The following is a 23129-nucleotide window of genomic DNA, read 5'->3' as shown; positions in this document are numbered from 1 at the left end:
CGCCGCGACCCACGGGCTCCCCGCGGGCTATCGTGTCCGCATCCACGCAAGACAATGCGAGGAGCGGCATGGACCCCGAGCTGATCAGGGACTGGGGCGACTTCGCCGTGGCCATGGCGGCGGTCGACTCCCTCGTGCTCATCGTTGTGACCCCCGGTCTCCTCCTCGTGCCAGGGCAGGCCGCGCCAGTCCTCGGTGCCGAACTGATCGTCGCGGTGTCGCCGGTGATCGCCCTGCACACCGTGTCGGTTCGATGCTGGAGGCCTGGGTCCTCGTGGTGGAGATCCTCCGGTAGCCCCCGCACAGTTCGGGCAAGAAACTAGGTCAGGCAGTTCGGCCCGAGCAGGCTCTTGAGCTCCCCGAACAGATCGGCGCTGACCTTCACCTGGTGGGGCAGTTCGAAGACCCGCGCCACAGTGCCCTTCACCAGCTTGAGTCGCACCTCCGACTCTCCGATATGGCGCGTGATGACCTCGCCCAACGCCGTCACGGTGTCGGTCGTCGCCCGCGACTCGGCCAGGGTAATGGTCAGCGTTCCCGTATCGGCGGCCTGGCCCAGATCTGGTGCGAAGATGCTGTACGCGTGCAGGTTCATGCCGTCATCGCGCAGGCTCACCCGGCCCCGCACGACCACGACCGAGTCGCTGATCAGGTCGGGCGAGAACTCCTGGTACGCCTTGCCCATGAACATGACGGCGATTTCGCCGCCGAAGTCCTCGACCTGGATGATGCCGTACTGGTTGCCCGACTTCTTCGCGATCCGGTGCTGCACGCTCGTGATCAGCCCGGCGATGGTGACCGTGTCGGCATCCTGGGTCTGCTCCGACCCCACCAGGTCCACGATGGTCGTGCTGGCGTGCTTGGCCAGCGGGATTTCCAGCCCGGCCAGCGGATGGTCGGACACGTACAGGCCGAGCATGTCGCGCTCGAGTGCGAGCTTTTCCTTTTTGCTCCACTCGGGTCGGTCAGGGACCTGCTCGGTCTCCTGCGGGTCGTCGAACAGGCTGTCGAAGTCGAAACCGACCATGCCGTGCTGTTCGTCGCGCTTGATCTTGACCGCGGATTCCACCGCGCCCTCGTGGATCTCGAACATGGCCCGGCGGGTCGATCCGAGCGAGTCGAAGGCGCCGGCCTTGATCAGGGACTCGACCGTGCGCTTGTTGGCCACCGGAATCGGCACCTTGCGCAGGAAGTCGTGGAATGACTCGAACGCGCCCTTCTCGGTGCGGGCGGCGCGGATCGCGTCGACCACGTTGAAGCCCACGTTACGCACCGCGCCGAGCCCGAACCGGATGTCCGTGCCCACGGCGGCGAAGTACCCGATCGATTCGTTCACGTCGGGCGGCAGCACCTGAATGCCCATCCGTCGGCACTCGTTCAGGTACAGCGCCAGCTTGTCGCGGGAGTCGCCGACGCTGGTGAGAAGCGCGGCCATGTACTCGGCCGGGTATTTCGCCTTGAGGTAGGCCGTCCAGTAGGAGAGCACCCCGTAGGCGGCCGAGTGGGCCTTGTTGAAGGCGTAGTCGGAGAACGGCAGCAGGATGTCCCAGACGGTCTTCACGGCCTCCATGGAGTACCCGTTGGCGACCATCCCGCCGGAGAAGCCCTCGAACTGCTTGTCCAGCTCCGACTTCTTCTTCTTGCCCATTGCCCGGCGTAGCAGGTCGGCCTGGCCGAGGGAGAACCCGGCCAGCTTCTGCGCGATCGACATGACCTGCTCCTGGTACACGATCAGGCCGTAGGTGGTGCCGATGACGTCTTTCAGCGCCTCCTCGAGTTCCGGGTGGATCGGGATGATCTCCTGCTGCCCGGTCTTGCGCAGCGCGTAGTTGGTGTGGGAGTTGGCGCCCATGGGGCCGGGCCGGTACAGCGCGATAACGGCCGAGATGTCCTCGAAGTTGTCAGGCTTCATCAGCCGCAGCAGCGATCGCATGGGACCGCCGTCGAGCTGGAACACTCCGAGAGTGTCACCGCGGGCGAGCAGTTCATAGGCGGCCGGGTCTTCGAGGCCGAGCTCTTCGAGCACGGGGCGGTGCCCGCGGTTCACCGCGATGTTGTCGAGCGTGTCATCGATGATGGTGAGGTTGCGCAGCCCCAGGAAGTCCATTTTGATCAGGCCGAGGGCCTCCGACGCCGGGTAGTCGAACTGCGTGACGACCTGGCCGTCAGCTTCGCGCTTCATGATCGGGATGATGTCGATCAAAGGGTCGGAGCTCATGATCACGCCCGCCGCGTGCACGCCCCACTGGCGCTTGAGGTTCTCCAGGCCGAGGGCGGTGTCGAAGACGGTGCGGGCCTCCGGGTCGGACTCGATCACGGCGCGGAAGTCAGCGGCCTCACGGTAGCGCGCGTGGTCCTTGTCGAACATGCCGGTCAGCGGCACGTCCTTGCCCATGATTGCCGGCGGCATGGCCTTGGTCAGCTTGTCGCCCATGCCGAAGGGGAAGCCGAGCACGCGGGAGGCGTCCTTCAGTGCCTGCTTGGCCTTGATCGTGCCGTAAGTGACGATCTGCGCGACGCGCTCCTCGCCGTACTTGTCGGTCACGTAGTGGATGACCTCGCCGCGGCGGCGCTCGTCGAAGTCCACGTCGAAGTCGGGCATGGAGACGCGGTCGGGGTTGAGGAACCGCTCGAAGATCAGTCCGTGCACGAGAGGGTCGAGGTCGGTGATTCCCATGGCGTAGGCCACCATCGAGCCGGCGCCCGAACCACGCCCGGGACCCACCCGGATGCCCTGCTGCCTGGCCCACATGATGAAGTCGGCCACGACGAGGAAGTAGCCCGGGAACCCCATCTGGATGATGATGCCGATCTCGTAGTCGGCGCGCTTCCGCACCTCGTCCGGGATGCCGTTCGGGTAGCGCTTGGCCAGCCCGATCTCGTTCTCCTTGACGAACCAGCTCTCCTCGTTCTCCCCCTCGGGGCAGGGGAACCGGGGCATGTAGTTGGCCTTGGTGTTGAACTCCACCTGGCACCGCTCAGCGATCAGCAGGGTGTTGTCGCAGGCTTCCGGGTGGTCGCGGAACAGGTGCCGCATCTGCGCGGCGGTCTTCAGGTAGAACTCGTTGGAGTCGAACTTGAAGCGGTTGGGATCGTCGAGTGTCGAGGCCGACTGCACGCAGAGCAGGGCCGCATGAGCCGTCGCATCATGCGCGTGGGTGTAATGCAGGTCGTTGCTGGCCACGAGCGGCATCTTCAGCTCACCGGCGAGTTTGAGCAGGTCGGTCATGGTGCGGCGCTCGATGTCGATGCCGTGATCCATGATCTCGCAGAAGAAGCTCTCCTTGCCGAAGATGTCCTGCAGCTCCCCAGCGGCCTTCTTCGCCTCGTCGTACTGGCCGAGGCGTAGTCGGGTCTGCACCTCGCCACCCACGCACCCGGTCGTGCCGATCAGTCCCCCGGAGAACTCCGAGAGCAGTTCCCGGTCCATCCGGGGCTTGAAGTAGTACCCCTCCAGGCTGGCTTTCGACGACAGGCGGAACAGGTTGTGCATGCCGGCCGTGGTCTCGGACAACAGCGTCATATGCGTGTAGGAACCGGCGCCACCGACGTCGTCGCGGTTCTGGCCGCTGGTGCCCCACCGCACCCGGGTCTTGTCCCGCCGGTTGGTTCCGGGGGTGATGTACGCCTCCGTGCCGATGATCGGCTTGATGCCGGCCTCGGTGGCGGTGCGCCAGAAATCGAACGCACCGAACATGTTGCCGTGGTCGGTGATGGCGACCGCGGGCATCCCCTGCTCGATGGCCGCGTTGATGAGCGGCTTGACCCGCGCCGCGCCGTCGAGCATCGAGTACTCGCTGTGCACATGCAGGTGCACGAAGGAATCCTTCGATCCGCCCGACTTATTCTGAGAGGACAAAACGGCTCCGTGGTGTTGGAATTGGTCGCTACGGGTCAGGCGTCGCGCAGCACGTCGAGGGCGTGCGCGAGGTCGGTCGGGTAGTCGGTGGTGAAGGTGACCCACTCCCGGGTGTCCGGGTGGTGGAAGGCCAGTTGCTTGGCGTGCAGCCACTGCCGCGTCAGGCCGAGACGCGCCGTGATGGAGGGATCGGCGCCGTACATGGCGTCGCCGACGCACGGATGCCGCTGGGCGGCCATGTGCACCCGGATCTGATGGGTGCGTCCTGTCTCCAGGTGTACCTCCAGCAGCGACGCCGACGGGAATGCTTCGAGCGTCTCGTAGTGGGTGACGGAATCCTTGCCGCCCGCGATGACCGCGAACTTCCAATCCGACCGTGGGTGGCGGCCGATCGGGGCGTCAATGGTTCCCGTGCTCGGATCGGGGTGCCCCTGGACGACGGAATGATAGATCTTCTCGACCTCGCGGTCGTGGAAAGCACGCTTGAGCGCCGTGTACGCGGTCTCCGACTTGGCGACGACCATCAGGCCGCTGGTACCGGCGTCGAGGCGGTGCACGACCCCGGCCCGCTCGCTCGCCCCGGAGGTCGCGATGCGGTAGCCGGCGGCGGACAGCGCACCCACCACGGTGGGACCGGTCCAGCCCACGCTCGGGTGGGCCGCGACCCCGGACGGCTTGTTGATGACCACGATGCTCTCGTCGTCGTGCACGATCGTGAGGTCCGGGACCGCGATAGGCACGATCGCCAGGGCTTCCCGGGGCTGCCAGGACACTTCCAGCCAGGCTCCCCCGTGCAGCCGGTCGGATTTGCCGACCACGACACCGTTGAGGGTGACCCCGCCGGCCTCGCAGACATCAGCGGCGAAACTGCGCGAGAAGCCGAGGAGCTTGGCGATTCCGGCGTCGACGCGAACTCCGGCGAGGCCGTCCGGGAGAGGAAGGGAGCGTGTTTCCATGGGGAGAATCAGGGTGCTATCTGGGTGGGGGTGGCCTCGGACGAGTCCGACGCGTCGGCGCGGCGCCCGTCGAGACCGATCCCGCGGATGGTCAGGTACATGAAGATGATCATGCTCGACACGATCGCCATATCGGCGACATTGTAGATGGCGGGGATCAGCCAGGGCGTGGAGATGAAGTCGATGACATGCCCGAGACCGAAGGACGGCTCCCGCAGCAGCCGGTCGGTCAGATTTCCCAGAACCCCACCGAGCAGCAGCCCGAAGACCACCGCCCAGGTCAGTGAACGGATGCGCCCGGCGAACCAGACGAGGAGTCCCACCACCGCGACGGCGATGATGGAGAATATCCAGGTCATGCCGGAAGCCATGGAAAAGGCGGCGCCCGGGTTCCGGACGAAGTGCATGTGCAGCACGTCTCCCAGAACCCGGACGATGTCACCCTCGGTCAGCGTGCTGACGACGAGGTACTTGCTGATCTGATCCAGAGCGTAGATCCCCATGGCCACCACGGCCAGGAGGATCAACGCACCGTGGCGCTTCTTCGTTGGAACCCTAGGCGCCAAAGCTCTGGTAGCTCGGCTTCGAGGCGTTGCTCGCCTCGACCGGCGACGTGGCGTCGAGGTCGTGCAGCTGGGTCTCGATGTAGCTCTTCAGCTTCTGGCGGTACTCACGCTCGAAGGTGCGCAGGTCATCGATCTTGGTCTCGAGAACGGAACGCTCCTGGTCGAGAACGGTGAGCTGGGCGCGCTGCTTGGCTTCGGCCTCGGCCACGAGACGGGCTGCGGTGGCGTGGCCTTCGGCGATGAGTGCATCGCGCTTCTCGGCACCCTCCTTGACGTGCTCCTCGTGCAGGCGGCGCGCCAGCTGGAGAAGGTTCGTCGTGCCGGCGGTCTCGTCGATCGGCTCGGCGACGACCGGAGCGGCCACGGGTGCGGCAACGACGACGGGAGCCGCAACGGGCTCCACGACGGCCTCAGGGACCGGTGCGGACTCGAGAACAGGCTCAGCTGCGCCGCCACCGGAGGAAACGCGAGCCTTGAGCTCTTCGTTCTCCGCAGTCAGTCGCCGAAGTTCAACGACGACCTCGTCGAGGAAGTCATCGACCTCGTCCTGATCGTATCCTTCGCGAAACTTAGTCGACTGGAACCGCTTGTTGACTACATCTTCCGGAGTTAGCGCCATGGCTTTCCACCCTTAAAACTTAGATTGCGAACATTTGTTTGCGTTCAACCAACGCTATCAAGGTCCGACGACGAGTCGAACCGCGTCAGCCCAGCACGCCGTCGGACCAGAATACATGCCAAGCCCGGGACGAACGGTATCTACAGGCGCATGAACCCGGTGATCGACATCGAGACGATGACACAGAGCATGGTGATGCTCCAGCCGAAGTCAAAGGCGATCGGCCCCACACGCAACGGCGGCAACAGCCGACGGAAGAACTTGATGGGCGGATCGGTCAGCGAGTAGGCCAGCTCGATCAGGACCAGCAGGAAGCCCTGCGGCCGCCAGGACCGGTTGACGCTGCGCACGAGGTCGATGATGAACCTCCCCCACATCACGAAGAAATAGAGCAGGAGCGCGTAGTAGGCGATCGTTCCGATCACGTTCACGAGGAACACGGTGGGGGCTACGACTGTGCGAAGAAGGACGCCTCGGCGTCGGAGTCCTCCGCGGCGTTGTCGCCGGACACGACAACGTGCGACGGGGAGAGCAGGAACACCTTGGCCGTGACGCGCTCGATCTTGCCGTACAGACCCTGCGACAGGCCGCTGGCGAAGTCGATCAGGCGTCGCGCGTCGGCGTCGCTCATCTGGGACAGGTTGATGATGACCGGGATCCCGTCACGGAAGGATTCTGCGATCACCTGGGCGTCTTTGTACTGGCGCGGGTGGACGGTGAGGATTTCATTCATGTCTGAGGCAGCCACATTCTTGGGAGCGGAGGTCTTGCGCAGCGGTGTCACCGGGGCGCGACCGGTCGAAGCGGATGCGCCGTTGGAGTGCGAAGACGAAGTGTGCGACGGGGTCGCAGCGGAGTGGGGAGCGGCCGGTTTGGACGCCGCAGCGTTGGACACCGTCGAGTGGGGGCCCGTCGACGCAGGCGCAGCAGCAGGCGCCTCGTACTCGAGTTCCTCGTCTGCCAGACCCAGGTAAACCATGGTTTTCTTGAGCGGGTTGGACATCTCGACCTCCGTGTTGGTGATTCTACTTATTCAGATTAACCGGATACCGGGCGATTCCCGGTGATTGCTGTGCCAATTCGAAGGTGTGTCGCTCCCTCGGCGATCGCCTCCGCGTAGTCCTGCGACATGCCCATGGACAGGGACGTGGCGCCAGGCGCCAGACGCCGCGTGCGCTCGCCCAGTTCTCTGACCAGGGCGAAGGCGCGACGCGGCGGGATGCCGATCGGAGCGACAGCCATCAGCCCGAGCAGACGCAGCCCGCTCGTGCCGAGCACCCGCTCGACCAGCGCATCCAGCTCTGCGGGGACCACGCCGCCCCGGGCCGGGTCCTCCGTCAGGTTGACCTGCACGAAGCAGTCGATGCCGGAGTCCTCCGAGGCGAGCGCATCGACGAGCGAGACGCGATCGACGGAATGGATGACGTCGGAGTAGGCCCGCACCTGCCGGGCCTTCTTGCCCTGCACCTGGCCCACGAAATGCCAGGTCAGGTCGAGCCCGGCCAGGCTTTGGGCTTTCCCCTGCGCCTCCTGGTGCCGGCTCTCGCCGAAGTCCTGCACGCCGAGGGCTGCGAGCTCCTCGATCAGGGAGACCGGCTGGAACTTGGTCACCACGATCATGGTGAGCTCGGATACGTCCCGCCCGGCCGCCGCAGCCGCGGCAGCGATCCCGGAACGAACCGTGCTCAGTCGCTCCGGGAGTCCGCCACCGGCAGGCTGGGCGTCGGGCAGGACGGTATCACTCATCGTGGTGCAGCGATTACTTCAGGAAGTCCGGGATGTCCAGATCGTCCGGGTCTTCTTCGAAGGCCGGGTCGGCGACGGCCGCACCGGGCTCGACGCCGGACCAGACCGACGACGCGGAGGCATCCGTGTACGGAACCGCTTCGACAGCACCGGTCGCCGCAGCGCCCGTTGCGCCTGCGCCCGCAGCAACGCCGGCGGCAACCAGGTCGGCACGACGAACCTCGACGGCCTTCGCGCCGGGCTCACCACCGTCGAATCCGGCGGCGATGACGGTGACCCGCACCTCGTCGCCCAGGGTGTCGTCGATGACGGCACCGAAGATGATGTTCGCTTCGGGGTGCACGGCTTCCTGCACCAGGCGCGCGGCGTCATTGATCTCGAAGATGCCGAGGTTGGAGCCACCCTGGATCGAGAGCAGCACTCCGTGGGCGCCGTCGATGGACGCCTCGAGCAGCGGCGAGGCCACCGCCAGCTCGGCCGCCTTGATGGCCCGGTCGGCGCCGCGGGAGGAACCGATGCCCATGAGCGCCGAACCTGCCCCCTGCATGACGGACTTGACGTCAGCGAAGTCGAGGTTGATCAGGCCCGGGGTGGTGATCAGGTCCGTGATGCCCTGCACACCGGCGAGCAGCACCTGGTCGGCGGTGGCGAAGGCCTCGAGCATGCTGATTCCGCGGTCGCTGATCTCCAGCAGCCGGTCGTTCGGCACGACGATGAGGGTGTCGACCTCGTTCTTGAGCGAGGCGACGCCGGCTTCGGCCTGCGCCTGGCGGCGCTTGCCCTCGAAGCCGAACGGCTTGGTGACGACACCGATGGTGAGTGCGCCGATCGACTTGGCAATGCGGGCGACGACCGGCGCACCGCCGGTGCCCGTTCCACCACCCTCGCCGGCCGTGACGAAGACCATGTCCGCCCCGGCCAGGGCCTCTTCGATTTCCTCGGCGTGATCCTCGGCGGCACGGCGGCCGACCTCAGGGTCGGCGCCGGCGCCGAGGCCGCGGGTGAGGTCGCGGCCCACGTCGAGTTTGACGTCCGCGTCGCTCATCAGGAGCGCCTGGGCATCCGTGTTGATGGCGATGAACTCGACGCCGCGGAGGCCGAGCTCGATCATGCGGTTGACGGCGTTGACACCGCCGCCACCGATTCCAACAACCTTGATGACTGCGAGGTAGTTCTGATTTGTTGTTGACACGTCCGGCCTCCGGTGGAACCCTAAACCTCTACTCGAAGTTTAAAGTTATGCTGAGTATGCAATTCCTGTTTAGAAAGTTATGCGCCAGCCGATCAGGCTTGGGGAGGCGCGCCCGCGTGTCGCGAAGATCCGCCAAGTTCTCAGCGAAGAACGGCACTGTCCGGTGACGACACGTCGTACTCGCCCACGCTGCCGACCGGATTGGTGACGATCAGGGCAGCGAGCACGACGGCCTTGAAGTCGCTCCGCTCGGCACTCCCCCAGACGACGCGCGCCCCACCCGCCAGGGTCAGAGTCACGTCGTCTTTCGTGGCGGCGGTGACCGTGTCCAGCGACGAACGGATGTCCGCCGGCAGGGCGGCGATCACGGCGGTCGCCGCCCGGAAGCCGGCGCTGCCCACCCCGGCCCGCGCATCGATGGTCGCGTACCCGGCGGGGCGTTCCGCACTGCTCTGGATGACCACCCCGGCAGCGTCGACAAGGTCGAAACCGGAGGCGGTCACGAGGGCGCCGATGGGTTCGCGCTCGACGATGCGCACGACGAGGGTGTTCGGCGGGCGGCTCTCGGTGACATAGCTCTGGATCAGTGTGAAGGCGGACAGTTCCTGCTTCACCTCGGCGAAGTCGACGAGCGGGAGCGGGGTGCCGAGCTGGCCGTCGAGTGCAGACTGAATCTGCTCTGCCGGCACCCGATTCGCTCCGACGACTTCGATGGTGCGCAGAGCCATCAGAGGCGAGAACGTGCCGAGCAGCACGAAGGCGACCAGGGCGGCCACGATGCCCAGGGAGCCCAACCAGACGTTGCGACGGCGGCGGGACCGCCAGGTGAAGCGCCGCACTTCCTCACGCTCGTAGAGCTTGCGAGCACGGCGCGCCGCCCGAAGCTTGCGCCTCGCCCCGGCCGGGGTCAGCGGCGCCGGAAGCGGCTCGGGCGGCAGCGTCGTGGACGGCGCTCGTAACGGCGATACGGGCGCGACGGATCCAGGGTGTGCCGGAAGAGTGATCGGCTCAGTGGTCGTCTGGTCGACCGATTTCGCGCCACCGGGTTTCGCGGTACCGGGTTTCGCGGCACCGGGTTTCGCGGCGCGCGTCCTGGCGGCTCCGATTCTCGGTACGGCCGGCTTGGCCGCGGCCGGCTTGGCCGCGCCCGTCTTGGCCGCGCCCGTCTGGGGATCAGACGTCCCCGCGGGGGTCGGCTGGGCCGGACCCCGCGACTGAGCGTCGTAGCCCTGGGGCCGCTTCATGCGCGGCTGCGGGTCATCCGCGCGCCTGGGTGAGCGAGGCGAGGAGCTGGGGCACGATCCGGTACACGTCACCGCAGCCGAGGGTGACGACGAAATCGCCGTCGCGGGCGATCTGCGCCACGTAGTCGGCGGCTTCCTGCCAGTCCGGCACGTAGACGACCTTGGAGGCGTCCGTGAACTTCTCGGAGACCAAGGCGCCGGTCACGCCGGGTTCCGGGTCTTCCCGAGCGCCATAGACGCCGAGGACGATGGTCTGGTCCGCCGTGGTCTCGAGTGTCTGGGCGAACTCCTGCGCGAACAGGCGCGTGCGGCTGTAGAGGTGCGGCTGGTGCACGGCAATGATCCGGCCGGTGCCGACCACCGTGCGTGCGGCGGTCAGCGCCGCCGCCACCTCGGTCGGGTGGTGGGCGTAGTCGTCGTAGACGCTCACCCCGCCGACGGTGCCGTGCAGCTCGAACCGGCGCTCCGTGCCGCCGAACTCCGAGATGGCGGCCAGTGACGCCTCAGGGTCGAATCCGAGTCCCACCAGCACGGCGAAGGCGCCGGCGGCGTTCACGGCGTTGTGGCGGCCCGGGATGCGAAGGGTGGCGAAATAGTCGTGGCCGGCCCAGGCCACGCCGAAGCGAACGGGTCCGTCGGTGACGACCGAGTGCACGCGCACGTCCGCCGCGGCATCCTCGCCGAAGGTGATGACCCGTTTGGCGGTGAGCTTCTTCGTGACGCTGACCGCCCCGGCGTCATCGGAGGAGATCACCACGAATTCGGTGGACTTCTGGGCGAACTCGACGAATGCGGCCTCGAACGCCTCGAGCGATCCGTAGTGGTCCAGGTGGTCGGGGTCGACGTTCGTGACCAGGGCGACAGCCGTGTTGTAGAGCAGGAACGAGCCATCGGATTCGTCGGCTTCCACCACGAAGAGATCGTCGGTGCCGGCGGCCGCGGACACGCCGAGGGACTCGATCACGCCGCCGTTGACGAAGCTGGGGTGCGTGCCCAGACCGAGCAGGCCCGTCACGATCATGCCGGTCGAGGTGGTCTTGCCGTGGGCGCCGGCGACAGCGACGAGCCGGTGCTTCTCGATCAGCCAGGCCAGGGCCTGGGATCGGTGCAGCACAGGAAGCCCGCGTTCGTTCGCAAGGACGTATTCCGGATTGTCCTGCCAGAGTGCCCCCGTGACGACCAGGCTGTCGGCGGTGCCGACATTCTCGGCGGCGTGGCCGATGGCAATGTGTGCGCCCAGTTCCCGTAGGGCCAGCACATTGTCGGATTCGCGCACATCCGACCCGGTCACGGTGTGACCGGCGGCGAGGAAGAGCCGTGCGATCCCGCTCATCCCCGAACCGCCGATGCCCACGAAGTGCACCGTGCCGAGGTCACGGGGAATGGTGAGGTTCAGGTCGGGCTTGATCACGGTTGCTGGCTCTTCTCAGTTGGAGACAAATGCTGGTGTGCGCACGCGAGTGCGCTCCTACGTTAGCCGCTGGCGCTGCGGTAGAGCCGCAGCGATGAAGTCGGCCATCCTGGCCGAGCCGTCCAGACCGCCGGCGGATGCAGCGGCGACGCCCATCCGGCGCACGCGATCCCGGTCGGTGAGCACCGGGATGAGCTCGGCCTGAACCCAGGCAGGCAGGAAGTCCGCGTCGTCGACGAGTATCCCTCCCCCGGTGCCGACGACGTCCGCTGCGTTGAAGCGCTGCTCGCCGTTGCCCACGGGATACGGCACGTATACGGCCGGGATGCCGAGAGCGCTCAGTTCGCAGACCGTGCCGGCCCCGGCTCGCGACACCGCGAAGTCGGCGACCGCCAACGCCAGGTCCATCCGGTCACAGTAGGAGACCACGCGGTAGTGGGCAAGGTCGGGGTCCTGCACCTCCGACCGGTCTCCCGTGATGTGCAGCACCTGCCAGCCGGCGTCGATCAGGTGCGTGGCCGACCCGACGATGGTGTTGTTCAATCGGCGCGCACCGAGCGAGCCGCCGGTGACCAGCAGGGTGGGCCGGTCGGCGTCGAGGCCGAAGAAGGCCAGGGCTTCCGGGCGGGCCTGCGCCCGGTCCAACCCCGCGATCTCGGGGCGGAGCGGCATGCCCACCACGTGGGGGTGGCGGATCCGGGTGCCGGGGAAGGCCACGCCGACGTGTCCGGTGAGCCAGGCACCCAGCCGGTTCGCCAGACCTGCCCGGGCGTTGGCCTCGTGGATCACGATCGGCACACCGGCACGCCGAGCCGCCAGGTAGGCCGGTGTCGACACGTAGCCGCCGAAGCCGACGACGACGTCCACGTTCCGGTTGCGGATGAGGGTGACCAGATCACCGACGGCCCGGTTGAGGCGGGGCACGAAGGTCAGCGCCTGACGGTTCGGCCGGCGTGGGAACGGCAATCGCGGCGTGAAGACGAGTTCGTAGCCGCGGGCCGGAACCAGCCGCGCCTCGAGGCCTTCGTGGGTGCCGAGAACGATCACCGTGGCATCCGGTTGCCGGCTCATAATGGTGTCGGCGACCGCCAGGAGCGGGTTCACGTGGCCGGCGGTGCCGCCGCCGGCGAGCAGATAGGTGGTCATTCGTCGTCTCCAGATGGTGCGGTGCGGCGCGCGGTGGTCGGTCGGTCGCCCCGGGTGAACGACAAGACGATCCCGATCGCGCCGAGCGTGGTGAGCAGGGCGGTTCCTCCGGCGGAGACCAGCGGGAGCGGGACGCCCAGGACCGGGAACACCCCCAGGACAACGCCGATGTTGACGAAAGCCTGGCCGATCAGCCAGACCAGGACGGCGGCCGTCGAGACGCGGGCCTGCATGCTGGTGCTCGTGCGCATGATGCGCAGGAAGGCGACGGCCAGGAGGATGAACATGAACAGAACGACGATGGCGCCGATCAGTCCGAGTTCCTCGCCGATGATCGCGAAGATGTAGTCGTTGTCGGCGGCGGGCAGCCAGGACCACTTCGCCTTGGAATTGCCGAGCCCCACCCCGAAGACACCGCCGCTGGCGAGTGCCCAGGTGCCGTGCAGCGGTTGCCAGCACGCCGCCGAGATGGGACCGTCGAGTTCGTCGCACCCGGCGCCCATGAAGCTCAGGATGCGCGTCATCCGGTTCGAGCTGGTCACCGCCATGAGCAGCGCGAGCACCGCTCCCACGGCGAGGGGAACAGCCAGCATGCGCAGGCGCACCCCGGCGAAGAACAAAGCACCGAAGAGGATTCCGGCCATGATCATGACCGTTCCGAGGTCCCCGCCGATGAGGACGAGCATCACCGCGCCGCCGCCGACGCCGAAGACCGGAATATACACGTGTCGCCAGTCGTCGAGCTTGTTCTGCTTCTGCGAGAGGATCACGCCCAGCCAGACGACGAGGGCCAGCTTGATCGCTTCGGACGGCTGGAACTGGACTCCCGCGATCGACAGCCAGTTGGTGTTGCCGGCCACCTCGTACCCCAGCGGCGTGAAGACCACCAGGGCCTGCATCAGGCAGGCGACGATGAGCATCGGCCAGGCCACGCGCTGCCAGAACTTCAGCGGCAGGTGGCTGATCATCAGCATCAGGGGAACGCCGATCAGGGCGAATCCACCCTGCCGCAGCACCGTGCCGAAGAATCCCGTGTTCTCCAGGTAGGAATCGACGGACGACGAGGACAGCACCATGATCAGGCCGAAGACGACGAGGAACAGTGTTGTGCCCAGCAGCAGGAAGTAGCTCGTGGATTCGACCTTGAACACGCGCCCGAAGTGGATGCGGGTCGCGGAGCCGGCGACCGCGCCCGCTTCCGCGGACGGGTCTGCCACGGAATCGACCGAACGCGGCCCAGTCGTGTGGGGCGCAACCGGTTTCGGCGCGACAGGCTTCGGCGCGACCTGCCTAGGCGCCGGGGGCCTGGGCGGAGTCTTCATCCGCCTCACCTCCCAGGTGTTCGTGCACGGCGTCGGCGAACAGCCGGCCCCGCTCTGCATAGTCTCGAAACTGGTCCATGGATGCCGCAGCCGGGGCGAGCAGCACCACGTCACCGGTTTCGGCCAGGCCGGCCGCACGACGCACGGCCCCCGGCATCACCTGTCCAGTGTCGTCGGACTCGATCTCGAACACGGTCAGTTCGGGCGCGTGTCGCCGGAATGCGTCCCGCAGCACCGAGCGGTCCCGGCCGATGATGACGGCCCCGCGCAGGTGACCGACATGCCGGGCCACCAGGTCGTCGACGTCAACGCCCTTCAGCAGGCCGCCGACCAGCCAGACGACGGAATCGAAGGCGGTGAGCGAGGCATCCGCCGCATGCGGGTTCGTGGCCTTCGAGTCGTCGATCCAGCGGATGCCGGCCGACTCCGCCACGACCTCGATCCGATGCGCGTCGAGACGGAAGGAATCCAACGCATCGTGGATCACGGCCGGGGAGACGCCGAACGACCGGGCCAGGGCGCTGGCCGCCAGGATGTCCGCCAGCAGGTGCGGGGCGCTGAGCCCGCGGGCCCGCAGCTCGGGCACGGTCGTGATCTCGACCGCGGTCTCGAACCGATCCTCGTGGAAGGCACGGTCGCAGAGAATGTCCTCGACCAGGCCGAAGTCGCTGGGACCCGGCACGCCGAGCCCGAAACCGATCGCCCGGGCACCCTCCGCCACGTCGGCGTCCTCGACCATCCGCATGGTCACGGCGTCCGCCTTGTTGTAGACGCAGGCCACCCTCGTGTTGGCGTAAACGGTGGCCTTCGCGTCACGATAGGCCTCGGCAGAGCCGTGCCAGTCAAGGTGGTCGTCGGCGATGTTGAGGCACACGCTGGAAAACGGCGTGAGGGAGCCCGGTCCGGTGCGGGGCAGGTGGTGCAGTTGATAGCTGGAGAGCTCGACCACCAGCACATCCCAACCCTGCGGATCGCGGACGGCGTCGAGAACGGGCACACCGATGTTGCCGCACGGCGCGACACGCAGGCCGGCGGCGGCGATCATGGTGGCGGTGAGCTGCACGGTCGTGGTCTTACCGTTGGTTCCCGTCACCAGGATCCACTCGGCGGCCGGGCCGACCTTGTCGCGCAGCCGCCAGGCCAGCTCGATATCGCCCCAGACCGGTATGCCGGTCTCCGCGGCCCAGACGAGGAGGGCGTGGTCGGGGTGGTAGCCGGGCGACGCGATGACCAGTTCGGGGCGGTGACGGATCAGTTCGTCCGGGACGACGCCCGCGGCGTCCTGCACCAGTCCGGCCCCGATCACGTCGAGCAGACGGATGGTATCCGCGGGGGCGTTGCCGGCCACGACGAGCACGTCTGCGCCCAGTTCGGCGAGGGTGTCGGCTGCCGCGAAGCCGGTCACGCCCAGGCCGAGGACGGCCACCCGCAGGCCGGACCAGTCGGCGTGCCAGCTGGTCAGAGAGTCCAGGCGCACGGAGTGACCGTCGGTCACTGGCTCGTCAGCCATTCCAGGTAGAAGGTGCCGACGCCGGCGGCCACCAGCAGACCGCCGATGATCCAGAAGCGCACCACCACGGTGACCTCGGCCCAGCCCTTGAGTTCGAAATGGTGGTGAATCGGGCTCATCAGGAAGATGCGCTTGCCGCGGGTCACCTTGAAGTAGGCGCGCTGCACGATGACGGACCCGGCCTCGATCACGAACAGGCCACCGATCAGCACCAGCAGCAGTTCGGTGCGGCTGAGAATGGCCAGCGCGGCGAGGGCGCCGCCGATGGCCAGCGACCCGGTATCGCCGAGGAAGATCTTCGCCGGGGAGGTGTTCCACCACAGGAAGCCGATCAGGCCTCCGACGATGGCGGCGGAGACGATGGCGAGGTCGAGCGGGTCCCGCACGTCGTAGGACCGGTAGAGGTCCGCCACGTCGGCTCCGCCGTAGCGGGCCTGGTTGGACTGCCAGAAGCCGATCACGATGAACGCGCCGATCGAGAGGATGGACGACCCGGTGGCGAGCCCGTCGAGCCCGTCGGTGACGTTGACGCCATTGGAGGTGGCGGTCACGATCAGACAGATCCAGAGCACGAAGAGCGAGATGCCGACGATCGTGCCGAGCTTCATGAAGTCCAGCGGCAGGTCACGCAGGAAGGAGATCTGCGTCGACGCAGGAGTGACGCCGTTGACGTTCGGGAACTGGATCGAGAGCAGGGCGAAGGAGCCAGCGACGATGACCTGGCCGGTGACCTTCGCCCAGCCGCCGAGACCGAGGCTGCGCTGGTTGCGGGTCTTCAGGAAGTCGTCGACGAAGCCGACCAGGCCGAGGCCGACCATCATGAACAGCACCAGCAGGGGCGAGATCGGAATGTGCGTCCCGGTGATCCACATGGCCGAGAAGTAGCTGACCACGGTTCCGACGATGATGATGATGCCACCCATGGTGGCGGTTCCGCGCTTGGCGTGGTGGCTCTGCGGGCCGTCGTCGCGGATGAACTGTCCCCAGCCCAACTTGTGGAACAGCCGGATGAACAGCGGCGTCAGGGTCAGGGTGAAGACGAGGGAGAAGGCACCCGCCATCAGAAGCGCTCTCACGAGAACCACTCTCCCAGACGGTCGCCCAGGAAGCGCAGGCCCGCGGAATTCGATGATTTCACGAGTACAGTGTCTCCCGGTTGCACGGTGTCACGCAGCAATTCGAAGGCCTCGTCCGCAGATTCGACGAATGCCGATTCTCCGTCCCAGGACCCCTCGTTGATCGTGCTGATGTGCATGCGCCGCGCCGCCCGCCCGACCACGATGAGCTGGGAGATGTTCAGGCGTACGGCGAGCAGCCCGACGCGGTCGTGCTCTTCACCGGCCAGTTCGCCCAGTTCGCTCATCTCGCCGAGCACGGCGATCGTGCGCCGGCCGGGGATGTTGATCTGGGCGAGGGTCTTCAACGCCGCCGTCATGGAGTCGGGGCTGGCGTTATAGGCGTCGTTGATCACCGTCACCCCGTCACGACCGCCCAGCACCTGCATCCGCCAGCGTTCGGCGGTCTGCACGGATTCGAGGGCCGAGACGATGTCGTCGATTCCGACGCCGAGCACCTCGGCCGCGGCGGCGGCGGCCAGGGCGTTCATCACGTGGTGCTCGCCGAGCACACGGAACGCAACCGGACGCTTCTCCCCCGAGGCCAGCTGCAGGGTGAACGTGGTGCCCCGCGCCGAGGCGTGCACCTCGGTGGCGCGCACACCCTCATCGCCGTATTGGCCGAACCAGACGATCCGGGCCGCGGTGTGGGCGGCCATACCGGCGACGCGCGGGTCGTCGGTGTTCAGGATGGCGACATCCGTCTCGAGCAGGTCGGTGACCATCTCGGTCTTCGCCAGAACTGTGGCCTCGATGCCGCCGAACTCGCCGGCGTGAGCGAGCCCGACCTTCAGCACGATGCCCACGTCGGGCCGCGCCATGCGGATCAGCCGGGCGATCTCGCCCCTGCCGCTGGCACCCATCTCGGCCACCAGGAACCGGGTGTCCTGGGTCAGTTCGAGCATGGTCAGCGGTGCGCCGACCTCGTTGTTGAAGGATGCGCGCGCGGCGACGGTGGGTCCCACCCGCTCGAGCACCGCCCGGATCAGGTTCTTTGTGGTGGTCTTGCCGTTGGACCCGGTGACGGCCACGATCTTGAGGTTGCCGGCCGCGCGGACGCGGGCCACGACGAACGTGGCCAGGTCGCCGAGGGCGGTGACGGCATCCGGCACCACGATCTGGGCCACAGGGAGGTCCAGGTGGCGTTCGACGAGCAGCAGGGTGGCGCCGCGGTCGACGGCGGCCGGGGCGAAGAGGTGACCGTCGGTCACCTCGCCGGGCTTGGCGACGAAGATCGAGCCGGGCACCGTGTCACGCGAGTCGGTGTGCACCATGCCGTCGGTGACCGAGTCAGCCGTGAGGTCGCTGCCCTGCAAGTGCAGGGTGCCGTTGACGGCAAGGGCGATCTGTTCGAGGGTGAGAGTGATCATCTACAGCCACCCCGCGTCTCGCAGCGCCTGACGGGAATCGTCCCGGGCGGAATAGGGAATCTTCACGCCGGCAACCTCGTGGTAATTTTCATGGCCTGGTCCCGCGTACAAGATCGCGTCGCCTTCTTTCGCTAGGGAGAGCGCCGTTCGGAACGCCGTCCGGGGGTCCGGCACCTCGTGGAACTCACCATCGGGAACGGCCTCCCTGGCCGCGGCCAGCAGGGTCGCACGGATGGCCGCGGGGTCTTCGAACCGGGGGTGGAAGTCGGTGACGACGACGACATCCGCTCCGCGGGCCGCGATGGCGCCCATGTCGGCCCGTTTGGTCGTGTCGCGGTCGCCGTCGGCGCCGAAGACCATGATCAGGCGGCCGGGGGTGAACTTGCGAATGGCGGCGAGGGTGTTCAGGAACGCGTCCGGGCTGTGCCCGTAGTCGATGTAGACCAGCGGCCCGGTGTCCCCGGAGATGCGCTCGGCACGGCCGGGGATGTACACGTCGATGCCACCGTCGCGGTCGAGGCAATGGGCGATCGCCTCGAGGTCGTAACCGGACTCGACCAGCAGCAGGATGGCCAGGGCCGCGTTGGCGGCCATGAACCAGCCCACCAGGGGCACCCGGGTCTGCAGCCGGCGGCCCTCCGGTCCCTCGAGCAGGAACTCGGTGTACAGGGCGCTCTCGGAGACGATGGACATGTGCCAATCGGCTGGGGTCGCCGGATCGCTGCTCAGCGTGGTCACCGGGATGCGGCACTCGTCGACGATCCGACGGCCCCAGTGGGAATCGACCGTGATGACGCCGCGCTTGGACCGGTCGGGCTGGAAGAGCTCGAGTTTGGCCTGGAAGTACTCGTCCAGGCTCGCGTAGTCGTCGAGGTGGTCGTGGCTGAGGTTCGTGAACCCGGAGACGTCGAAGACGAGGCCGTCCACGCGGTGGCGACTCAGCGCCTGGGCCGAGACCTCGATGGCGACGGCGCGAACCTTGGCTTCCCGCATGCGGGCGAGCAGGGCGTGCAGTTCGGTCGCCTCCGGGGTCGTCAGGGAGCTCACCACGGCGAGGTCGCCGATGCGGCGCTCGGCCGTGGAGGTGAGACCGGACACGACGCCGAGCTGATTCAGCAGGGCGAAGAGCAGGTAGACCACGCTGGTCTTGCCGTTGGTGCCGGTGACGCCGAACAGCGTGGCCGGGTTCGCGTCGGTGCGGTAGATCCACGCGGCGACGGCTCCGAGAGCGGCGCGGGCGTCCGGGGTCACCAGGATCGGCAGGCCGGACTCGACCGCCAGGATCGCGCCAGCCTCGTCGGTCAGGATCGCGACGGCGCCTGATTCACGGGCGCCGGCGGCGTAGGACGCGCCATGGCTGGCCCGTCCGGGAACGCCGACATACAGGTCTCCGGGTTGAACGGTTCGGGAGCTCAGGCTCACGCCGGTGACCTCGAGGCCATCAACGTCGCCGTGCACATACAGTTCGAATTCATCGACCAGTCCCGACAACGATCTGGGGACCGGATGCTGAGGACGGAGAGCCGAGGGTGCCACTTCGGTCACGGGGCTCGCTTTCTTACCAGGTACCGGGGAGCGCAGGCGCGGTGGCGCCCGAAGGAACTGCCCGGTACTTCTTCAGCACCTGACTCATGACCTCCTGGAAGATCGGAGCAGATGCGGCGGAAGAATTTAGTTTAACAGGATCGGCGAGGCTGACCGAAACGACGTACTGCGGATCGTCGGCGGGAGCGAAGCCGGAGACCGACACCAGGTACCCCTTGGTGTAGCCGCCCTGACCGTCGGGCATCTGCGCCGTTCCGGTCTTCGCGGCGACCCGGTAGCCCGGAATCTCCCACGTCTTGGCCAGCCACGCCTTCTGGTAGACCATCTCGAGGATGTCGGCGGTGTCGCGGGCCGCGGTGGCCGAGACGACCGGCGTGCCGACCGCTTCCGGGACATCGGTCATGGTTCCGTCGGCGTGGCGGCAACCGGCGATCAGTTGCACGGGCATCCGGACGCCGTTGTTGGCCAGGGTCTGGTACATGCTCGACACCTGGATGGCCGTGGTTGTCAGACCCTGACCGAACATGGTGGCGTACTTGGTCTGGTTGTCCCAGTCCTCATAGGGATGCAGGATGCCGGAGTCCTCGGCGAGGAACCCGGATTCCGTGGTCGACCCCACACCGAACTTGGTCATGTAGTCGTAGCGCTGCTGGTCGCTGATCAACTCGCCGAACTTGGACATGCCCGTGTTCGACGATTCGATCATCACACCTGTGAGGGTGAGGTTCAGGTCGGCGTGGCCGGAGCTGTCGTTCACGTTGGCGCCGTTGGGCGGCAGGTACCGGTACGGCGCAACGACACGGCTGAGCGGGGTGGCCGCGCCCGCGTCGAGAACGGATGCCGTGGTGAGCGCCTTGAACGTCGAACCGGGCTCGAAGGAGGCCGTGAACGCCCGGGACCCGCGGTCATCGGGGTTGGCGGTCCCGTTGACGTTGTTGGGGTCGACCGAGGGGTAGTCGGCGACGGCGACGAGCTTGCCGGTCTTGACCTCCTGCACCACCACGTTTCCCCAGGCGGCGCCCGTCGCGATCGCCTGCTTGGCCAGCGCCTGCTGCACGAACCAGTTCAGGTCGGAGTCGATGGTCGTGACGACGTCACCACCGTCCTTGGCCGTCTTGGTGGTGACGGTGCTCTGCGGCAGGCGCACGCCGTCCGCACCCTTCTCGTAGGTCTCCGTGCCGTTGGTGCTCGCCAGGCAGGAGTCCTGGCCGAGCTCGATTCCGGCCTGCGCCTCTCCCCCGGACGAGACGAAGCCGACCAGGTTGCCGGCCACGGCGCCGTCGGGGTAGACCCGGCTGGGGTTCTTCTCGGCGTACATCCACGGAATGTCGAGCGCGTCGATGGCACGGAACACCGACACGTCCACGGCCCGCACGACGACCGCGTAGTCGGAGTCCTTGTCGGCGGCGAGGGCGTCGGAGATGATCGTGAGGATCTCATCGCCGGTCTGCCCGGTCAGGGCAGCCACCTCCGCGACCGCCTGGGCGAGAGTCACGGTCACGTCGCCGGTGTCGGTGGTGCGTTCGAATTCCTTGGCGTTCCGCGGTGACAGGGTGATGTTGTAGCGCATCACCGTGCCGGCCAGGACGACCCCGTTGGAGTCGACGATGTCACCGCGGGAACCGTAGACGGGCTGCTCGACCGAGCGATTGCCGAGCGAATCGGCACTGAGGGTATCGGCACGCACCACCTGGATGTCGACGAGCCGTACCACGAACACCGTCACGAAAAGAAGCAGCATGACCATCGTCGCTGCACTTCGGCGCCGGCTCGACCGGGTGCTGGGGGGCCGGCTGCTGCTCGTCACCTGCGAATCCTGACTGCGGCCTGGGCCGCGGGTGTGGAACGTTCTGGGAACGGACGTGACGGGACGAATCGGGTGGTGGACGCCACCCGGGGAACGAACCGGCTAGCGGGTCGTGGGTGTCGGCAGAGCGTCGGGCACAGCTTCGGGCACGACAGTGGGCACGGATGCCGCGGCGACCGGTTCCGCCGGTTGGCTGGCGGCCGACCCGCCGAGGCTGGCGCCCTGGCCGGTGTTCTGCGGCAGTTCTGTGATCAACGGTACGCCGGCGAGCAGCGCATTCGGCACCAGGCTCGCCGTGCCGGCCTGGCTTCCGATGGCCGAGGCCGGGGCGCCGCGCACGGCGCCGTCCGAAAGTCGCAGGAAGAGCGGGTTCGAGTTGGTGACCATGCCGAGCGCTTCAGCGTTGGCAGCCAGGCTCTGCGGCGAGGACACCCGGACGAGGTCTTCGGTCACGCTTTCGGCCGTTCGACCGAGTTCGACCTGGCTGGCCTGCAGCCGGGACACCTCGTACGCGGACTGGGAGATCCCCACGCTGAGCAGCAGCTGAGCGATGACGATGACAGCCACGCCCGTGACGGCCGAGAGCGCGTAGACGATCTTCGGACGCGCCTTCTGCTGACTGCGCGGGGACACGATCTCGATGTGACGAGTCGGCTCCGCCGCGGCTGGGCCCGGGATGTTCTCCCAGGTGGGTCGTAGGACGCGGGCGAGGTTGTCGCTCATGAGGCTCTCCTGAGTCTTTCGGCGGCGCGAAGACGAACCGGCGTTGCGCGCGGGTTGAGTGCTTTTTCCTCGTCCGAGGCCAGTTCGGCACCCCGGATCAGAAGTTTGAACAGCGGTTTGTGTTCGGGGAGTTCGATCGGCAGGCCGGCGGGGGCGGTGGAGCCGGATGCCTTCGCCAGGGTCTTCTTGACGATCCGGTCCTCGAGGGACTGGTAGGCCATCACGACGATGCGTCCGCCGACGGCGACCGACTCGAGCGCGGCCGGGATGGCCCGTTCCAGAACCGCGAGTTCCTGGTTGACCTCGATGCGCAGGGCCTGGAAGACCCGCTTCGCCGGGTGCCCGGCGCGCTGCACGACGACCGGCGTCACGGCGGTGATCACGGCGACGAGCTGGGCCGACCGCACGAACGGGGTGGTCTCCCGCGCCTCGACGATGGCCTTGGCGTAGCGTGCCGCCAGCTTCTCCTCGCCGTACTCGTGGAAGATCCGTCGCAGTTCCTGCTCACTGTAGGTGGCAAGGATGCGCTCGGCCGTCAGATCGCTGGTGTTGTCCATGCGCATGTCCAGCGGTGCGTCCTTGGAGTAGGAGAATCCACGCTCGACCCGGTCGAGTTGCAGCGACGAGACGCCGAGGTCGAACAGCACGCCGGCCACCTCGGGGATGCCGAGGCCGTCCAGAGCGTCCTGGATGCCGTCGTACACGGTGTGCACCAGGTGAACCCGGTCGCGAAACGGTTTCAGCCGTTCCTCGGCGATCGCGAGAGCGTCGAGGTCCCGGTCGAGTCCGACCAGGACCAACTCGGGGAATCGCTGCAGGAACGCTTCGGCGTGGCCGGCCATTCCGAGCGTGGCGTCGACGAGAACAGCGCCCGGTCGTTCCAGCGCCGGAGCGAGCAGCTCGACGCAGCGGTCCAGCAGTACTGGGGTGTGGATGTCGTTGATGTCCATAGTCCCGGGTGGTTCCTGATTCCTGATCCCCATCCATTCGTCTCTGGC

General features: G+C 67.2%; 19 protein-coding genes. All 19 read right to left on the bottom strand.

Annotated features, from left to right (window positions below; genetic code table 11):
• Positions 1-319: 319 nt before the first annotated feature.
• A complete protein-coding gene (gene dnaE / locus AC0J5J_RS01755) occupies positions 320-3787 on the bottom strand; it encodes a DNA polymerase III subunit alpha (RefSeq protein ID WP_134423663.1) in 3468 nt (1155 codons plus the stop codon).
• Positions 3788-3894: 107 nt separating this feature from the next.
• A complete protein-coding gene (locus AC0J5J_RS01750; protein WP_134423097.1) occupies positions 3895-4815 on the bottom strand; it encodes an RluA family pseudouridine synthase in 921 nt (306 codons plus the stop codon).
• Between the two features lie 8 nt (positions 4816-4823).
• On the bottom strand, positions 4824-5342 hold the full coding sequence (gene lspA, locus AC0J5J_RS01745; RefSeq protein WP_474899186.1) for a signal peptidase II: 519 nt from the start codon (positions 5340-5342) through the stop codon (positions 4824-4826).
• Positions 5343-5370: 28 nt separating this feature from the next.
• Positions 5371-6000 carry a DivIVA domain-containing protein gene (locus AC0J5J_RS01740; protein ID WP_134423093.1) on the bottom strand — a complete coding sequence of 210 codons (630 nt, stop codon included), beginning with the start codon at positions 5998-6000 and terminating at the stop codon, positions 5371-5373.
• Positions 6001-6140: 140 nt separating this feature from the next.
• The gene (locus AC0J5J_RS01735; RefSeq protein ID WP_474899184.1) at positions 6141-6440 is read right to left on the bottom strand and encodes a YggT family protein; all 300 of its coding nucleotides are present in this window, start codon (positions 6438-6440) and stop codon (positions 6141-6143) included.
• An 8-nt stretch (positions 6441-6448) separates the two neighbouring features.
• Positions 6449-7003: a cell division protein SepF gene (locus AC0J5J_RS01730; RefSeq protein WP_134423089.1), complete on the bottom strand. Its 555-nt coding sequence runs from the start codon at positions 7001-7003 to the stop codon at positions 6449-6451.
• A 35-nt stretch (positions 7004-7038) separates the two neighbouring features.
• Positions 7039-7746, bottom strand: a complete 708-nt coding sequence (locus AC0J5J_RS01725; RefSeq protein ID WP_474899182.1) for a YggS family pyridoxal phosphate-dependent enzyme — start codon at positions 7744-7746, stop codon at positions 7039-7041.
• Positions 7747-7759: 13 nt separating this feature from the next.
• Entirely contained in the window at positions 7760-8938 is a 1179-nt protein-coding gene (ftsZ, locus tag AC0J5J_RS01720) for a cell division protein FtsZ (RefSeq protein WP_474899180.1), read from the bottom strand.
• A gap of 140 nt (positions 8939-9078) precedes the next feature.
• Positions 9079-10182 carry a cell division protein FtsQ/DivIB gene (locus tag AC0J5J_RS01715; protein ID WP_474899179.1) on the bottom strand — a complete coding sequence of 368 codons (1104 nt, stop codon included), beginning with the start codon at positions 10180-10182 and terminating at the stop codon, positions 9079-9081.
• Between the two features lie 13 nt (positions 10183-10195).
• Complete coding sequence (murC, locus tag AC0J5J_RS01710; protein ID WP_474899177.1) at positions 10196-11593, bottom strand: UDP-N-acetylmuramate--L-alanine ligase; 1398 nt, start codon at positions 11591-11593, stop codon at positions 10196-10198.
• A 57-nt stretch (positions 11594-11650) separates the two neighbouring features.
• Positions 11651-12739 (bottom strand): UDP-N-acetylglucosamine--N-acetylmuramyl-(pentapeptide) pyrophosphoryl-undecaprenol N-acetylglucosamine transferase, encoded by a 1089-nt coding sequence (locus tag AC0J5J_RS01705; RefSeq protein ID WP_474899175.1) that lies wholly within the window; start codon positions 12737-12739, stop codon positions 11651-11653.
• Complete coding sequence (gene ftsW / locus AC0J5J_RS01700; protein ID WP_474899173.1) at positions 12736-13956, bottom strand: putative lipid II flippase FtsW; 1221 nt, start codon at positions 13954-13956, stop codon at positions 12736-12738. Before ftsW ends, AC0J5J_RS01705 begins: the two co-directional genes overlap by 4 nt.
• A 73-nt stretch (positions 13957-14029) precedes the next feature.
• Complete coding sequence (gene murD, locus AC0J5J_RS01695; protein ID WP_134423077.1) at positions 14030-15571, bottom strand: UDP-N-acetylmuramoyl-L-alanine--D-glutamate ligase; 1542 nt, start codon at positions 15569-15571, stop codon at positions 14030-14032.
• A complete protein-coding gene (gene mraY / locus AC0J5J_RS01690; RefSeq protein WP_134423075.1) occupies positions 15553-16647 on the bottom strand; it encodes a phospho-N-acetylmuramoyl-pentapeptide-transferase in 1095 nt (364 codons plus the stop codon). The genes murD and mraY overlap by 19 nt, the downstream gene beginning before the upstream one ends.
• Positions 16644-18056, bottom strand: coding sequence for a UDP-N-acetylmuramoyl-tripeptide--D-alanyl-D-alanine ligase (locus AC0J5J_RS01685; protein WP_474899171.1), 1413 nt, complete (start codon positions 18054-18056; stop codon positions 16644-16646). Before AC0J5J_RS01685 ends, mraY begins: the two co-directional genes overlap by 4 nt.
• Positions 18057-19601 carry a Mur ligase family protein gene (locus tag AC0J5J_RS01680; protein ID WP_474899169.1) on the bottom strand — a complete coding sequence of 515 codons (1545 nt, stop codon included), beginning with the start codon at positions 19599-19601 and terminating at the stop codon, positions 18057-18059. It abuts the gene before it with no gap.
• 13 nt (positions 19602-19614) lie between these two features.
• Positions 19615-21342: a peptidoglycan D,D-transpeptidase FtsI family protein gene (locus AC0J5J_RS01675; protein WP_474899168.1), complete on the bottom strand. Its 1728-nt coding sequence runs from the start codon at positions 21340-21342 to the stop codon at positions 19615-19617.
• Between the two features lie 168 nt (positions 21343-21510).
• A complete protein-coding gene (ftsL, locus tag AC0J5J_RS01670) occupies positions 21511-22131 on the bottom strand; it encodes a cell division protein FtsL (protein ID WP_474899166.1) in 621 nt (206 codons plus the stop codon).
• Complete coding sequence (rsmH, locus tag AC0J5J_RS01665) at positions 22128-23081, bottom strand: 16S rRNA (cytosine(1402)-N(4))-methyltransferase RsmH (protein ID WP_134423067.1); 954 nt, start codon at positions 23079-23081, stop codon at positions 22128-22130. Before rsmH ends, ftsL begins: the two co-directional genes overlap by 4 nt.
• Between the last annotated feature and the right edge of the window lie 48 nt (positions 23082-23129).

Source organism: Cryobacterium sp. TS_SC_7 (assembly GCF_056156285.1).
The sequence above is the reverse complement of the archived record's forward strand: the minus strand, read 5'-3'. Positions and strand labels throughout refer to the sequence as shown.